Here is a 14,931-nt window from a genome sequence, read left to right as displayed (position 1 = left end):
CCGCTACGCCCGTCTGCGGGCACGACGCCGCCACCGAACCAGCCACACCAGGGAAATGACCGCAACGACCGGGACGCTCACGGGCAGCAGCAGGATCGCGACAACCGGGAGATCCTCGAAGGCCAACGGGAACGGCGGATCGAAACCGGTCGGCTTCGGCGGTGCGGTCACCATCTGCCCGGTGGCAATCGCCTGGTCGGCCAGGTCCACCGCTTGCACATTGGACGACGCGTTGATGATGACGGCTCCGGAGCCGACGGTCACCACCTCGACCCGACGAACCACCTCGAACCACGTGCGGCCGGCATCCGAGGCCGGCTCCGCTCCCGGGTCGTGCCGGAAGGCGACGGCCACCGCCTCCCCCCGCGGCGACCAGCCCAGCAGCCGCAGCGCACCGGTGTCGGGAACCGCGACGGAGCGCCGCTCGGGTTGCTCGACGCCGGTGGCGATGTCATGGAACGCGAAGCGGTGGGTGCAGCAGCCCTCCGTGACGCTGACCGCGATGGCCGCTCCGTCGGGGGTGAAGGCGCCCTTGCCGGCGAGCCGGCTGTTCGGCGACACCAGGAAGTCGGCCACCGCAGACCCGTTGAGGTCGACGACGTCTATCCGGTCATCGGACTGGTACGCCAGCCGCTGCCCGTCCCGGCTGAACGCGACCGCGAACCCCGGCGAATATTTGCCGCCCGGCCGGCCGATGCGCCGGTACGTACCGGTCTCGGTGTCGAACAGGCCGAGTTCGTTCCAGATATCGGACCAGCCGCCGCGGTTTTTGGGACTCACCACGACCGCCATCGTCCGGTTGTCGGGTGCCCACGCCAACGGCTCCATGTCGCCGCCCCAGGGCCGGCGCAGGAGCCGCTGCCGGCCGGTACGCAGATCGAGCACGGCAGTCGTTCCGTCCGCCGACTCGTGCGACGCGAGCCGGTCGCCGGCCGGTGACAGCAGTACCTCCTCGCCCACGTGCACCTCGTCGCTCGGCCAACGGTCGGTCACGCGATACCCGGCCGGCCCGGACAGGACCACGTAGAGGCTCTCTGCCAAGGCGCCAAAGTTCGTACCGGTGTAGGCGACCGCCATGGCACCCGGTGGCTGGTCGTGCACCGTCGGTACGCCGGTTCGGGGATCGTGCAGGCGGACGGGCAACCCGGGCAGGGGCTGCGTGGGCCCCGCCGGCCGCTCTGCCCGCTCCCGGGACACCCCTGTCCAGCCGGCGACGGCGACCGCGGCGAGAAGGGCGACCGCGGCGGGAACCGCCACCAGCCGCCCGAACCGGCGCCGCCGCGCCTGCCGCATCGCCGCGTCGAGCACCGGAAACGGCTCGATGCCTTCGGCCGCCTGATGCAGCGCCGTCCGAACGATCGTCTCGTTCACCGGGCAACCCCTCTCACGGCCGGACGGGCCGAACGGTCGTACAACGCCACCAGATCCGGTTCGACCTGACGTAGCCGCGCCAGCGCGTCGCGGGTGTGGCTCTTCACCGTGCCCACCCCGATCCCGAGCAGCTCGGCGGTCTCGGCCTCGGTCATGTCCTCGAAGTAGCGCAGGACGAGCACCGCGCGTTGGCGGCGGGACAGCCGAGCCAGGGCGCGGCGCACCACGATCTGGTCGATGGTGGCGTCTGCGGGATCCGCCTGACTCACATCCGGCATCCGGGGGAACAACGTCTCGCGCAGCCGGCGGCGGCGCCACCGCGAGATGTGCTCGTGGTAGAGCACCCGCCGCACGTAGGCGACGGGATCGCCCGCCCGCACCGAGGGCCAGTGCACGGCCGTCCTGGCCAGGGCGGTCTGCACCAGGTCCTCGGCATGCTGGTGGTCGCCGGTCAGCAGGTACGCCACGCGGGCAAGCACACCGCTGCGCGCGTGAACAAACTCGGCAAACCCCTCGTAACGGCTCACACGACCTCCTCGCCCCTCTATAACGCCACAGGGAGGCCGCGCGGAGGGGTCCCGACGTCAACTACGGTCGGACGGAGAACAACGACGTTCGAGGAGCCGCCGTGCCGATCATCCGCGCGCCGAGAGGCAGCACGCTCACCACCCGAGGCTGGCCGCAGGAGGCCGCGCTGCGGATGCTGCGGAACAACCTCGACCCCGAGGTCGCCGAGCGCCCCGATGACCTCGTCGTCTACGGCGGAACGGGTAAGGCGGCCCGCGACTGGCCGTCGTTCCACGCGCTCATCCGAACGCTCGAAACGCTCCGGGACGACGAGACGATGCTGGTCGCGTCGGGCCGGCCGGTCGGGGTGATGCGCACGCACGAGTGGGCGCCGCGGGTGCTGATCGCCAACTCCAACCTGGTCGGCGACTGGGCCACCTGGCCGGAGTTCCGCCGCCTCGAAGCGCTCGGCCTCACCATGTACGGGCAGATGACCGCCGGCTCGTGGATCTACATCGGCACCCAGGGCATCCTCCAGGGCACCTACGAGACGTTCGCCGCGGTGGCCGAGAAGCGCTTCGGCGGCAGCCTCGCCGGCACGCTCACGATCACGGCCGGGTGCGGCGGCATGGGCGGCGCGCAGCCGCTGGCGGTGACGATGAACGGCGGCGTGTGCCTGATCATCGACGTCGACCCGGCGCGCCTGCAACGGCGAGTCGACACCCGGTACCTCGACAGGGTGGCGGAAAGCCTGGACGAGGCGCTGCACCTCGTCCTCGAAGCGAAGCGCGAACGGCGGGCGCTGTCGGTGGGCGTGGTCGGCAACGCCGCCACCGTGCTGCCCGACCTGCTGGCGCGCGGGGTGCCGGCCGACATCGTCACCGACCAGACGAGCGCGCACGACCCGCTGTCGTACGTCCCCGACGGCATCGACCCGGCCGACGCGCCCGACTACGCCGCGAAGAAGCCCGAGGAGTTCACCGACCGGGCCCGCGTCGCGATGGCGCGCCACGTCGAGGCGATGGTCGGTTTCCTGGACGCGGGTGCCGAGGTTTTCGACTACGGCAACTCCATCCGCGGCGAGGCGAAGCTCGGCGGCTACGAGCGCGCGTTCGCGTTCCCCGGGTTCGTGCCGGCGTACATCCGGCCGCTGTTCTGCGAGGGCAAGGGCCCGTTCCGGTGGGTGGCGCTGAGCGGCGATCCGGCCGACATCGCGGCCACCGACCGCGCGGTGCTCGACCTGTTCGGCGACAACGAGCCGCTGGCCCGGTGGATCCGGATGGCCGGTGAACGCGTCGCGTTCCAGGGGTTGCCGGCGCGCATCTGCTGGCTCGGGCACGGCGAGCGCGACAAGGCGGGGTTGGCGTTCAACGAACTCGTTGCCAGCGGCGCGGTGCAGGCGCCGATCGTGATCGGACGCGATCACCTCGATTGCGGCTCGGTGGCGTCGCCGTACCGGGAAACTGAGAGCATGCGCGACGGATCCGACGCGATCGCCGACTGGCCGTTGCTGAACGCCCTGGTGAACACGGCGTCCGGCGCCTCGTGGGTGTCGATCCACCACGGCGGTGGGGTGGGCATCGGCCGGTCGATCCACGCCGGGCAGGTGACGGTCGCCGACGGCACGCCGCTCGCGGCGCAGAAGATCGAGCGGGTGCTCACGAACGACCCGGAGATGGGCGTGATCCGGCACGTCGACGCCGGGTACGACCTGGCCTCCGACGTGGCCCACGACCACGGTGTGCGGGTTCCCATGGAGGAGAGTCGTGACGCCTGACCGGTTTTCGGCCCTGTGGCGGTCGCTGGAACCCATCGGGCGTGAGCCGGGCACCGGCGGTTACGTGCGCTACTCGTGGTCGCGGGCCGACCTCGCCACGCGCGAGTGGTTCGTCGAGGAGGCGCTCGACCGCGACCTCGACGTGGAGACCGACGGCAACGGAAACCTGTGGGCCTGGTGGGGTTCGTCGGACGCCGGCGACGCCGTGGTGACCGGCAGCCACCTCGACTCGGTCCCGCACGGCGGCGGGTACGACGGACCGCTCGGCGTGGTGAGCGGCCTGCTCGCGATCGACCTGCTGCGCGAGCGCGGGCACGGCGAGCCGCTTCGCCCGATCGCCGTCGCCGTGTTCACCGAGGAGGAGGGCGGCCGGTTCGGCGTCCCCTGCCTCGGTTCCCGGCTCCTCACCGGCGCGCTCGATCCGGCCAAGGCCCGGCGGCTGCGCGACCGCGACGGCGTCTCGTTGGCCGAAGCGATGGAGGCCGCCGGCGCGTCCTCCGACAACCTGGGCGCCGACCCGTCCCGCTTGGCGCGGATCGGCACCTTCGTGGAACTGCACGTCGAGCAGGGGCGCGCGCTCGCCGACCTCGACCGGCCGGTGGGCGTCGCCAGCGCGATCTGGCCGCACGGCCGGTGGCGCTTCACGCTCACCGGCGAGGGCAACCACGCCGGCACCACCGCGATGGCCGACCGCCATGACCCGATGCTCACGTTCGCCTACCTGGTGCTCGCGGCGAACAAGGAGGCGCGGCTCGCCGACGCACTGGCCACCGTGGGGCGGGTCGCGGTGAAACCGGGCGCCACCAACGCGATCGCCGCGTCCGTGACGGCCTGGCTCGACGCCCGGGCACCGGACCAGTCCATAGTGGACGCTCTGGTCGACGCCGTGGTGCGGCGCGTCGCGGAGCGTGCGGCCCGCGACGGCACGAGCGTCGAGTGGACGGCCGAATCGCTGTCGCCGGTGGTCGACTTCGACGGCGGCCTGCGCGACCGGCTCGCCGCCCTGCTCGGCGACGCGCCCGTGCTGCCGACCGGTGCCGGCCACGACGCCGGGGTGCTGGCCGCGCACGTGCCCACCGCGATGCTGTTCGTGCGCAACCCCACCGGGGTGTCACACGCGCCCGCCGAGTGGGCGTCCGACGCGGACTGCGCGGCCGGCGTCCGGGCGCTCGCCGACGTCCTCGCGGAACTCGCATACCCGTGAGTCAGCGCTACTGGTGCGAGTTCGCCTGGATCGACGGCCAGGTCCGGGCCGACGTGTGGCTGACCGTCGACGGCGGCCGGTTCACCGAGGTGACGCTCGACGCGGCACCCGACGGGATCCGGCTCTACGGGCTGACCCTGCCCGGCCTGGCGAACGCGCACTCGCACGCGTTCCACCGCGCGCTGCGCGGGCGCGTCGAGCCGGGTCACGAATCCGGTTCGTTCTGGACATGGCGGGACGCGATGTACGGCGTCGCCGATTCGCTGGACCCCGACACGTACTTCGCGCTGGCGCGCGCGGTCTACGCGGAGATGGCACTGGCCGGGGTGACGTGCGTGGGCGAGTTCCACTACCTGCACCACGGCCCCGGCGGGACGCCGTACGACGACCCGAACGCCATGGGCGCCGCGCTGATGTCGGCGGCCGCCGAGGCCGGTATCCGGATCACGCTGCTCGACACGTGCTACCTGACGTCCACTGTGGACGGTCAGCCGTTGCGGGGCCCGCAGCGCCGGTTCGGCGACGGGTCGGCGGCCGGCTGGGCGGAACGGGTCTCCGCGGTGCGGCCCGCCGGGCCGGGGGCACTGATCGGTGCGGCCGTCCACAGCGTGCGGGCGGTGCCGGACGCCGAGCTGCCGGTGGTCATGGAGTGGGCCGCGGGTAAGCCGGTGCACGTGCACGTGTCCGAGCAGCCGGCCGAGAACAAGGCGTCCCTCGTCCACTATGGACGGACCCCGACCGCGGTGCTGGCCGACGCCGGCGTGCTCGGCCCGACCACCACTGCGGTACACGCCACCCACCTGACCGACGCCGACCGGGCCGCGCTCGGCGACTCCGGCACCGCCGTGTGCCTGTGCCCCACCACCGAACGCGACCTCGCCGACGGGCTGGGGCCGGCCGCCGCGCTCGCCGACGCCGGCAGCCCGCTGTGCCTCGGCTCCGACTCGCACGCGGTGATCGACCTGTTCGAGGAGGCCCGCGGGATGGAACTGCACGAGCGGCTGCGGACCGGACATCGCGGGCTGTTCCCGGCGGCGGCGCTGGTGCGTGCGGCCACGATCGGCGGGCACGCCGCGCTCGGCTGGTCCGACGCCGGCACGATCGCGCCGGGTGCCCGCGCCGACCTGGTCACTGTGGCCCTGGACTCGGTGCGCACCACGGGCTGCCGGCCGCCGGAGGCGGTGTTCGCGGCGACGGCGGCCGACGTGCGGCACGTGCTGGTCGACGGTCGTCCCGTGGTCCGCGACGGCGTGCATCAACTGGTTCCCGACGTGGCCCGCGCGCTGGGCGACGCGATCGCGGCGGTGCTCCCATGACGTCTCTTCTGGTGACCGGCGTCGGCGAACTGACGACGCTCGATCAGTCGCTCGGCACCCTGGCCGACGCCGCTCTGGTGCTCGACGGCGGCCGGGTCGCGTGGGTCGGGCCGTCGTCCGCGGCGCCCGCCGCCGACCGGGCCGTCGACGTGGACGGCGCGGCGGTCATCCCCGGGTTCGTCGACTCGCACGCGCACCTGGTGTTCGCCGGTGACCGGTCGGCCGAGTTCGCCGCGCGGATGGCCGGCGAACCGTACACCGGCGGCGGCATCCGCACCACGGTCGCGGCCACCCGGGCGGCCACCGACGACGACCTGCGCGCCAACGTCGGGCGGCTGGTCACCGAGGCGCTGCGGCAGGGCACCACGACCATCGAGATCAAGTCCGGGTACGGGTTGTCGGTGGCCGACGAGGAGCGCTCGCTGCGGGTCGCCCGCGAGTTCACCGGCGAGACCACGTTCCTCGGCGCGCACGTGGTGCCGGCCGGCGCCGACCCCGACGAATACACCGCGCTCGTGTGCGGCGAGATGCTCCGGGCGGCCGCGCCGCACGCCCGGTGGGTCGACGTGTTCTGCGAGAGCGGCGCCTTCTCCCCCGAACAGTCGGAGGCCGTGCTGCGGGCCGGTATCGCCGCCGGGCTGGGCGCCCGGATCCACGCCAACCAGCTCGGCCCCGGGCCGGGCGTGCGACTCGCGGTCGCGCTGGGCGCGGCGAGCGCCGACCACTGCACCCACCTGTCGACGGCGGACGTCGCGGCACTGTCCACGTCGGACACCGTCGCGACGCTGCTGCCCGGCGCCGAGTTCGCCACCCGCTCGCCGTACCCCGACGCGCGTGCGCTGCTCGACGCCGGCGCGACGGTCGCGCTGGCCACCGACTGCAACCCCGGCTCGTCGTACACGTCGTCGATGCCGTTCTGCGTGGCGCTCGCCGTCCGCGAGATGCGGATGACCCCGGCCGAGGCGCTGTGGGCGGCGACGGCCGGCGGCGCCAAAGCCCTGCGGCGGACGGACATCGGCCACCTCGGCGTCGGCGCGCGGGCCGATCTCGTGGTGCTCGACGCGCCGTCCGCGGTGTACCTGGCCTACCGCCCCGGAGTCCCGCTCGTGCGGGCGGTCGTACGGAACGGAGAACTGCAATGGCAACGGTGACGGTCACCGCGGACGGGGTCACGGCGGCCGACGTGATCGCGGTCGCGCGCACCTCGACCCGGGTGGAACTGGGCGCGGACGCCATGGCCGCCATGGAACGCAGCCGGGCGATCGTCGACGACATCGAGCGGGCCGGCCGGCCGGTCTACGGCGTGTCGACCGGCTTCGGCGCGCTGGCGCAGACCTCGATCGAACCGGCGCGGCGGGTGGAACTGCAGCACGCGCTGATCCGCTCGCACGCCGCCGGGCTGGGCGCGCCGATGCCCGCCGAGGTGGTGCGGGCGATGATGCTGCTGCGCGTGCGGTCGCTGGCGATGGGCCGCTCCGGTGTGCGTCCCGTTGTGGCATCGTCGTTGGTCGAGCTGTTGAACGCCGGCATCGTGCCGTGGGTCCCCGAACACGGGTCGCTCGGCGCGTCCGGCGACCTGGCGCCGCTGGCGCACTGCGCGCTCGTGCTGACCGGCGAGGGCTGGGTGCTCGACCTGTCGGGCGCCCGGGTGCCGGCGCCGGACGCGTTGCGCGCGGCGGGACTGATGCCGCTGACCCTCGCCGCCAAGGAGGGGCTCGCGCTCATCAACGGCACCGACGGCATGCTCGGGATGCTGCTGCTCGCCGCCGCCGACGCGCGTCACCTGTTCACGATGGCCGACGTGACGTGCGCGCTGGCGATCGAGGCGATGCTGGGCTCCGACCGGCCGTTCCAGCCGGAACTGCACGAGATCCGGCCGCATCCCGGCCAGGCCGCGTCGGCGGCGAACATCCACCGCCTGCTGCAGAATTCCGAGGTGATGGCCTCGCACCGCGACGACTTCGAGCACGCCGTGCAGGACGCGTACGCGATGCGCTGCGCACCCCAGGTCGCCGGCGCCGCCCGCGACACGCTCTCGTTCGTCGACGACGTGGCCGCCCGCGAACTGATGTCCATTGTGGACAACCCGGTGGTCCTGCTGGACGGGCGGGTCGAGAGCACCGGCAACTTCCACGGCGCCCCGCTCGGCTTCGCCGCCGACTTCCTCGCGATCGCCGCCGCCGAGGTCGGCTCGATCTCCGAGCGCCGCGTCGACCGCCTCCTCGACGTCACCCGCAACCGCAACCTGCCCGCGTTCCTCTCCCCCGACCCGGGCGTCAACTCCGGCCTGATGATCGCCCAGTACACGGCCGCCGGCATCGTCGCCGAGAACCGTCGCCTTGCCGCACCCGCGTCGGTGGACTCCCTGCCGACATCGGGCATGCAGGAGGACCACGTGTCGATGGGCTGGGCGGCCACGGTGAAGCTGCGCCGAGTGCTCGACAACCTCCAGAGCCTGCTCGCGGTCGAACTGCTGGCCGCCGTGCGGGGCCTGCAGTTGCGCCGCCCGATGCGCCCGTCACCCGCCGGCCAGGCGGCAATGGCCGTGGTGGGCAAGGTCGCCGGCGAACCCGGCCCCGACGTCTTCCTCGCCCCGGTCGTCGAAGCCTGCCGCGACCTGGTGGCCGGCCCCGACCTACGCACCGCCGTCGAAGACGCCGCCGGCGCCCTGAGCTAGCACCGACATCTAGATGGCGGCGAGGTGGGCGGCGAGTTCGCGGAAGGCCTTGCCGCGGTGGGAGACGGCGTCCTTCTCCGCCGGGGTCATCTCGGCGTTGGTGCGGCCTTCGCCGTCGGACTGGAAGATCGGGTCGTAGCCGAAACCGTTGGTGCCGCGGGGTGCCCGCACCAGGCGGCCGCGGTGCTCGCCGTGGATCACGGTCTCGCGGCCGTCGGGCATCACCAATGCTGCCGCGCACACGAACGCGGCGCCGCGGTGCTCGTCGGGGACGTCGCCCACCTGGGCGAGCAGCAGTTCCAGGTTGGCGCGGTCGTCGCCGTGTTTGCCGGCCCACCGGGCGCTGAACACGCCGGGCATGCCGTTCAGGGCGTCGACGGCGATGCCGGAGTCGTCGGCGATCGTCGGCAGGCCGGTGTGCTTGACGCCCTCGCGGGCCTTCAGCAACGCGTTGTCGGCGAACGTCAGGCCCGTCTCGGGAACCTCCACATAGGACGGTACGTCGTCGAGATCGACGATGTCGACGTCCAGGCCGACGAGGATCCGGCGCAGCTCCTCGAGTTTCTTCTTGTTGCGGGTGGCCAACAGGTACTTCACGCCACGGCCTTCTTCTGCAGCTCGGTGAGTTCCAGGCAACCGGCCACGCCGAGGTCGAGCAGCGCGGTCAACTGGTCGCGGCTGAACACGCCCTGCTCGCCGGTGCCCTGCACCTCGACGAAGTCGCCGGCGCCGGTGCAGACGATGTTCATGTCGACGTCGGCGACCACGTCCTCCTCGTAGCAGAGGTCGAGGCGCGGCTCGCCGCCGATGATGCCGACGCTCACCGCCGACACCGAGCGCTTGAGCACGTCGTCGGGCGAGCCGCCGAGCTTGCGGCGGCCGGCCAGCCAGTGGACGGCGTCGTGCAGGGCGACGTACGCACCCGTGATCGCCGCCGTGCGGGTGCCGCCGTCGGCCTGCAGCACATCGCAGTCGATCATGATGGAGTTCTCGCCGAGGTACTTCAGGTCACAGGACGCCCGCAGCGCGCGTCCGATGAGCCGTGAGATCTCGTGGGTACGGCCGCCCACCTTCCCCCGGACGCTCTCCCGGTCGTTGCGGGTGGTGGTGGCCCGGGGCAGCATCGCGTACTCGGCCGTGAGCCACCCCAGCCCCGAACCCTTGCGCCAGCGCGGCACGCCTTCGTTGACGCTGGCGGTGCACAGCACCCGGGTCTGGCCGAACTCGACCAGCACCGATCCTTCCGCGTGGACGGTCCAGTTGCGGGTGAGGGTCACCGGGCGGAGCTGATCGGCTGCGCGGTCATCGGGACGTGACATACGTCCCACCCTAAGCGCCGCCCCCGAGCAGCGAGACACGGGGCGCCGCCGGCAAGCCTCCACTGTGGACGGCCACGTAGTGGTCGATCAGTTCGTCGCCGATCGCGGCCCACGTGCGCGCGGCTACCTCGGCCCGGGCGGCGGCGCCGAACGAAGCCCGCAGCTCCGGGTCCTCGACCAGTTTGGCCACCGCCGCACCCAGCGCGGCCGCGTCGAACGCGGGTACCAGGAAGCCGGTGCGGTCGTGCGTCACCAGATCCACCGGACCGCCCGCCGCCGGCGCGACCACCGGAAGCCCGCTCGCCATCGCCTCCTGGATGGTCTGGCCGAACGTCTCGAACGGCCCGGCGTGGGCGAAGACGTCGAAACTGGCGTAGAGCCGGGCGAGTTGGCCGCCGTGCCGGGCGCCGAGGAACACCGCGCCGGGCAGCGCCGCGCGCGCCTGCTCCTCCGCCGGGCCCGCACCGACGATCACCAGCCGCACGCCCTTCTGTCGCGCGATCGGAGCCAGCAGGTCGAGCCGCTTCTCCGCCGCGACCCGCCCGACGTACCCGACGATCACCTCGCCGTTCGGGGCCAGCGCCCGGCGCAGGGCCGCGCTCCGGTGGGAAGCGTCGAAGCGGACCGCGTCGACGCCGCGCCGCCACAGCCACACCCGCCGGATCCCGTTGGCCAGCAGGGCGGTGGCCGCCGCCGTCGACGGCGCCAGCGTGCGTCCGGCGCTGTTGTGGATCTGGCGCAGCCAACGCCACGCGGTGCGCTCGCCCCAGCCGAACCGGTACAGGCGGGCGTAGGCCGCCACGTCGGTCTGGTAGACGGCCACCGACGGCAGGCCCAGCCGGGTGGTGACCCGGGACCCGGTGCCGCCGAGGAAGAACGGACTCGCCAGGTGCACCACGTCGGTGTGGTGGGCCCGGAGCGCCGCGGCGATGCGACGGCTGGGCAGGCCGAGCCGGAAGGCCGGGTAACCCGGCATGGGTACCGACGGCACCCGCACCACCGGGTACGGCAGCGGTCCGGCGACGGACCGGCAGCCGGCGGCGGGGGCGGGAGCGACGACGAGCGGCTCGTGGCCGCGGGCACGCAGGTGGTCGGCCACCCGGACGACGGAGTTCGCAACCCCGTTCACGTCCGGCGGGAACGACTCGGTGACGATCGCGACGCGCATGGGTTCACCATCGGGGTCGCAGGTGAACCAGGGATCGACGCCCAGCCAAACGCCGGAGGCTAAATCATGTACCGCGTTCCCGGCCGCACGATGTCGATCGGACCGCCGTAGGCGCTCGCCGCCGCGTCCTGCGTCATGAACTCGCTCCCCCAGGCCGCGACCAGGTGGGTCAGCAGCAACCGGCCGACACCGGCCTTGCTGGCGTGCTCGCCCGCCTCCCGGCCGGTGAGGTGCAGGTCGGGCGGGTTGTCCATGTCGTCGAGGTAGCTCGCCTCGCAGAGGAACACGTCGGCGTTCAACGCGAGCCGGATCAGCGCGTCGCACGGCGCCGAGTCGGACGAGTACGCGAGCGTCCGGCCCTCGTGCTCGATGCGCAGCCCGTACGTCTCCACCGGGTGGTTGACCCGCTCGGCGAACACGCTGAACGGCCCGATCTGGGTGGTGCCGGCGGACAGCTCGTGGAACTCGTACACGTCGTCGAGCTTCTCGCTGTCGTTGCCGGCGTAGGCCAGGGCGAGCCGCTGCTCCGCGCCGACCGGTGCGAACATCGGGATCCGCGGCAGCGGGCCGTCCGGCGAGTACCGCCGGGCCACCACGTAGGAGCACGCGTCGAATATGTGGTCGGGATGCAGGTGTGTCAGCACGATCGCGTCGATCGAGTACAACCCGCAGAACCGCTGCACCGCCGTCATCGACCCGGTTCCGAAGTCGATCAGCATCCGGAAGCCGTCGGCGTCGACCAGATAACACGAACACCCGGAGTCCGGCCCCGGGAAACTGCCCGCGCAGCCCAGCACGGTGAGCCTCACGACATCCCGCCCCTCGCGCTCACAGACACCCCTAATTCGCCCCAACCCCGGCGGATCTCGCCAGGGAGCCCACGTTAGCCGCCACCGGCCCGAGGAACCGGGAGGCGAGCCGCGCGAACGGCTCCACGTCGCCGGTGGCCAGGAAGCGGTGCTGTACTTCCGCCCCGTCGGGGCGCAACATGTCGCGCTCGACCAGGACCCGGTACACGTCGCGCGCCGTCTCGTCGGCGCTGGACACCAGGGTCACCTCGTCGCCCATCGCCAGGCCGAGCATGCCGGCCAGCAACGGGTAGTGGGTGCAGCCCAGCACCAACGTGTCGACCTCGGCCCGCTGCAACGGTTCCAGGTACGACTGGGCCAGCCCGAGCAGTGCCCGCCCGGACGTGATGCCCCGCTCCACGAACTCCACGAACTGCGGACACGCGGCGCTCGTCACCCGGACGTGCGGCGCGGCCGCGAACGCGTCCTCGTACGCCCGGCTGTTGATCGTCGCGCTGGTGCCGATGACGCCGATGCGCCCGTTGCGGGTGGCGGCGACCGCCCGCCGCACGGCCGGCCGGATCACCTCGACCACCGGCACCGGATAGCGCTCACGGGCGTCGTGCAGGCACGCCGCGGCGGCGCTGTTGCACGCGATCACGATCAGCTTGACGCCCTCCTCGGCCAGGTGGTCGAGGCAGTCGAGGGCGTAGCGGCGCACGTCGGCGATCGGCTTCGGACCGTAGGGGACGTGTGCCGTGTCGCCGACGTAGATCACCTGCTCGCCGGGCAACTGGTCGAGGATGGCCCGCGCCACGGTCAGCCCGCCGACCCCGGAGTCGAAGATCCCGATCGGCGCGTCCATCACGACGCGGAGCCTACGCCGTCAACTCCTTTTCGCGGGGTCCATCTGCGCAGGTAAGTCGCCAAATCGACATGGTCAGGGGTGTATCAGTCACTCATGGTCGACTCCGTCGTTGCGGTGTGTAGGCACCAATGAGGAGATCGCCATGCGGACGGACACCGAGCGGCTACGGGCGGAGGCGCACGCCCGGATCCAGCAGCGGCTGCGCGCGGCCGGTCGCAGCCTGTCGGCCGCGAACCGGTCGTGGCGGCAGACCCGGCCCGGCATGCTCGTCCAGCAGTACCGGGACAGCGAGTTCCACGGCCGCACCAAACATGCGGTCCGCGTGCGGTTCCGGCTTCCACTGGACGGCGACCCGGCGCCCGAACCACGCCGGCTGGCCCTGGTGGCGGCCTGGGCCGGCGCGCTCGGCATGGCCGGCGTGCTCGTGCTGCTGCCGGTGCTGGCCAGCCTGTTCCGCCCGGGCGCGAGCTCGTACACGCTGACGATGATGCTGATCGGTCTCGTCGGCGTGGGCGCCACGGCCGGCGCGTTCGCGAGCATCCACCGCCGCCGCGCCCCGTGGATCGGCCTCTCGATCGGCACGCTGGCGCTGGCGCTGGCCATCGTGTTGACGGCCAGCCGCTGACGAACTACGCCCAGAGCTGGCCCTCCAGGGCCTGCTCGGCGTCGGACAGGGTGCTGCCGTAGGCGCCCGTCGACAGGTACTTCCACCCGCCGTCGGCCACCACGAACGCGACATCCGCCGGCTTGCCCGCCTTGACCGCCTCGTGGGCCACGGCCAGCGCCGCGTGCAGCACGGCGCCGGTCGAGAACCCGGCGAACAGGCCCTCGACCTCGATCATCTGCCGCGTTCGCAGCACCGCGTCGCGGGTGCCGACCGAGAACCGCCGGGTGAGCACCGAGCCGTCGTACAACTCGGGTACGTAGCCCTCGTCGAGGTTGCGCAGACCGTAGACCAGTTCGCCGTAGCGGGGCTCGGCGGCGACGATCTGCACCCCCTCGACCTTCTCGCGCAGGTACCGCCCGACGCCCATGAGCGTGCCGGTGGTGCCGAGGCCGGCCACGAAGTGCGTGATCGTGGGCAGATCACGCAGGATCTCCGGGCCGGTTCCCTCGTAGTGCGCACGCGCGTTCGCCGGGTTGCCGTACTGGTACATCATCACCCAGTCCGGGTGCTCGGCCGCGATCTCCTTCGCCACCGCCACCGCGCGGTTCGACCCGCCCTCGGCCGGCGAGAAGATGATCTCGGCACCGTACATGCGCAGCAACTGCACCCGCTCGGACGACACGTTCTCCGGCATGACGCACACGACGCGATACCCGCGCAGCTTGGCCACCATCGCGAGGCCGATGCCGGTGTTGCCGCTCGTGGGCTCGAGGATGGTGTCGCCCGACTTGAGCCGGCCCTCCTCCTCGGCGGCCCGCACCATGTGCAGGGCCACCCGGTCCTTCACGCTGCCGGTGGGGTTGCGGTCCTCCAGCTTCGCCCACAGCCGCACGTCGGGCGAGGGCGACAGGCGGGGCAACCCCACCAGCGGCGTGTTGCCGCAGGCGTCGAGCAGCGAGTCGTAGCGGGTCATCTACTACCCCCGGAGGGCATGCGCGGCCGCGAACGCGAACGCGCCACCGGCGACCGCCGGCAGGATGGTGACCTCGTCACCGCTGTTCAGCTTGGCGTCGAGCCCACCCTGGAACCGCACGTCTTCGTCGTTGATGTAGATGTTGACGAACCGGTGCAGCGAGCCGTCGTCGGTCAGCAGCCGGCCCTTGATGCCGGGGTACTGGGCGTCGAGGTCGGTGAGCAGGTCGGCGAGGGTGTCGCCGGTGCCCTTGACGGCCTTCTGGCCGCCCGTGAAGGAGCGCAGGATGGTGGGGACGCGGACGTCGACAGACATTTCTCTCAAGCCTTTCGGAACGAAGCAATTGACAACCGGAC

General features: G+C 72.5%; 15 protein-coding genes. 6 read left to right on the top strand and 9 right to left on the bottom strand.

Annotated features, from left to right (window positions below; all coding sequences use genetic code 11):
- Positions 1-3: 3 nt before the first annotated feature.
- Both Vau01_RS27280 and Vau01_RS27275 read right to left on the bottom strand, forming a co-directional pair.
- Positions 4-1,371 (bottom strand): WD40 repeat domain-containing protein, encoded by a 1,368-nt coding sequence (locus Vau01_RS27280; protein WP_203997969.1) that lies wholly within the window; start codon positions 1,369-1,371, stop codon positions 4-6.
- Positions 1,368-1,898 carry a SigE family RNA polymerase sigma factor gene (locus Vau01_RS27275; RefSeq protein WP_203997967.1) on the bottom strand — a complete coding sequence of 177 codons (531 nt, stop codon included), beginning with the start codon at positions 1,896-1,898 and terminating at the stop codon, positions 1,368-1,370. The genes Vau01_RS27280 and Vau01_RS27275 overlap by 4 nt, the downstream gene beginning before the upstream one ends.
- 101 nt (positions 1,899-1,999) lie before the next feature.
- Between Vau01_RS27275 and hutU the strand changes: the two genes are divergently transcribed.
- The 5 genes from hutU to hutH are packed head-to-tail and all read left to right on the top strand — an operon-like array spanning position 2,000 to position 8,852.
- Positions 2,000-3,655: a urocanate hydratase gene (gene hutU / locus Vau01_RS27270; protein WP_203997964.1), complete on the top strand. Its 1,656-nt coding sequence runs from the start codon at positions 2,000-2,002 to the stop codon at positions 3,653-3,655.
- Positions 3,645-4,859, top strand: coding sequence for an allantoate amidohydrolase (locus Vau01_RS27265; protein ID WP_203997961.1), 1,215 nt, complete (start codon positions 3,645-3,647; stop codon positions 4,857-4,859). The genes hutU and Vau01_RS27265 overlap by 11 nt, the downstream gene beginning before the upstream one ends.
- Positions 4,850-6,175, top strand: coding sequence for a formimidoylglutamate deiminase (locus Vau01_RS27260; protein WP_203998286.1), 1,326 nt, complete (start codon positions 4,850-4,852; stop codon positions 6,173-6,175). Before Vau01_RS27265 ends, Vau01_RS27260 begins: the two co-directional genes overlap by 10 nt.
- Positions 6,172-7,326: an imidazolonepropionase gene (gene hutI, locus Vau01_RS27255; protein ID WP_203997958.1), complete on the top strand. Its 1,155-nt coding sequence runs from the start codon at positions 6,172-6,174 to the stop codon at positions 7,324-7,326. The genes Vau01_RS27260 and hutI overlap by 4 nt, the downstream gene beginning before the upstream one ends.
- Complete coding sequence (gene hutH / locus Vau01_RS27250; RefSeq protein ID WP_203997955.1) at positions 7,314-8,852, top strand: histidine ammonia-lyase; 1,539 nt, start codon at positions 7,314-7,316, stop codon at positions 8,850-8,852. The genes hutI and hutH overlap by 13 nt, the downstream gene beginning before the upstream one ends.
- Before the next feature lie 9 nt (positions 8,853-8,861).
- On the opposite strand, the gene rdgB is transcribed toward hutH, so the two are convergent.
- The 5 genes from rdgB to murI are packed head-to-tail and all read right to left on the bottom strand — an operon-like array spanning position 8,862 to position 12,992.
- On the bottom strand, positions 8,862-9,449 hold the full coding sequence (gene rdgB / locus Vau01_RS27245) for an RdgB/HAM1 family non-canonical purine NTP pyrophosphatase (protein WP_203997952.1): 588 nt from the start codon (positions 9,447-9,449) through the stop codon (positions 8,862-8,864).
- On the bottom strand, positions 9,446-10,171 hold the full coding sequence (gene rph, locus Vau01_RS27240; RefSeq protein WP_203997949.1) for a ribonuclease PH: 726 nt from the start codon (positions 10,169-10,171) through the stop codon (positions 9,446-9,448). Before rph ends, rdgB begins: the two co-directional genes overlap by 4 nt.
- 10 nt (positions 10,172-10,181) lie before the next feature.
- Positions 10,182-11,339 (bottom strand): glycosyltransferase family 4 protein, encoded by a 1,158-nt coding sequence (locus tag Vau01_RS27235; protein ID WP_203997946.1) that lies wholly within the window; start codon positions 11,337-11,339, stop codon positions 10,182-10,184.
- A 59-nt stretch (positions 11,340-11,398) separates the two neighbouring features.
- A complete protein-coding gene (locus Vau01_RS27230) occupies positions 11,399-12,148 on the bottom strand; it encodes an MBL fold metallo-hydrolase (RefSeq protein WP_203997943.1) in 750 nt (249 codons plus the stop codon).
- A gap of 31 nt (positions 12,149-12,179) precedes the next feature.
- A complete protein-coding gene (gene murI / locus Vau01_RS27225; protein WP_239151904.1) occupies positions 12,180-12,992 on the bottom strand; it encodes a glutamate racemase in 813 nt (270 codons plus the stop codon).
- A 145-nt stretch (positions 12,993-13,137) separates the two neighbouring features.
- Here murI and Vau01_RS27220 point away from each other — a divergent pair, with 145 nt between their 5' ends.
- Positions 13,138-13,620: a hypothetical protein gene (locus tag Vau01_RS27220; RefSeq protein ID WP_203997938.1), complete on the top strand. Its 483-nt coding sequence runs from the start codon at positions 13,138-13,140 to the stop codon at positions 13,618-13,620.
- A gap of 4 nt (positions 13,621-13,624) precedes the next feature.
- On the opposite strand, the gene Vau01_RS27215 is transcribed toward Vau01_RS27220, so the two are convergent.
- Together Vau01_RS27215 and Vau01_RS27210 are read right to left on the bottom strand one after the other, a co-directional pair.
- On the bottom strand, positions 13,625-14,575 hold the full coding sequence (locus Vau01_RS27215) for a PLP-dependent cysteine synthase family protein (protein ID WP_203997935.1): 951 nt from the start codon (positions 14,573-14,575) through the stop codon (positions 13,625-13,627).
- A 3-nt stretch (positions 14,576-14,578) separates the two neighbouring features.
- Positions 14,579-14,890: a ubiquitin-like small modifier protein 1 gene (locus tag Vau01_RS27210; protein WP_203997932.1), complete on the bottom strand. Its 312-nt coding sequence runs from the start codon at positions 14,888-14,890 to the stop codon at positions 14,579-14,581.
- Positions 14,891-14,931: the final 41 nt, after the last annotated feature.

The organism is Virgisporangium aurantiacum (assembly GCF_016863635.1).
Classification (GTDB): Bacteria; Actinomycetota; Actinomycetes; order Mycobacteriales; family Micromonosporaceae; genus Virgisporangium; species Virgisporangium aurantiacum.
Note: the sequence above shows the minus strand (reverse complement) of the source record. Positions and strands in the feature narration are given on the sequence as shown.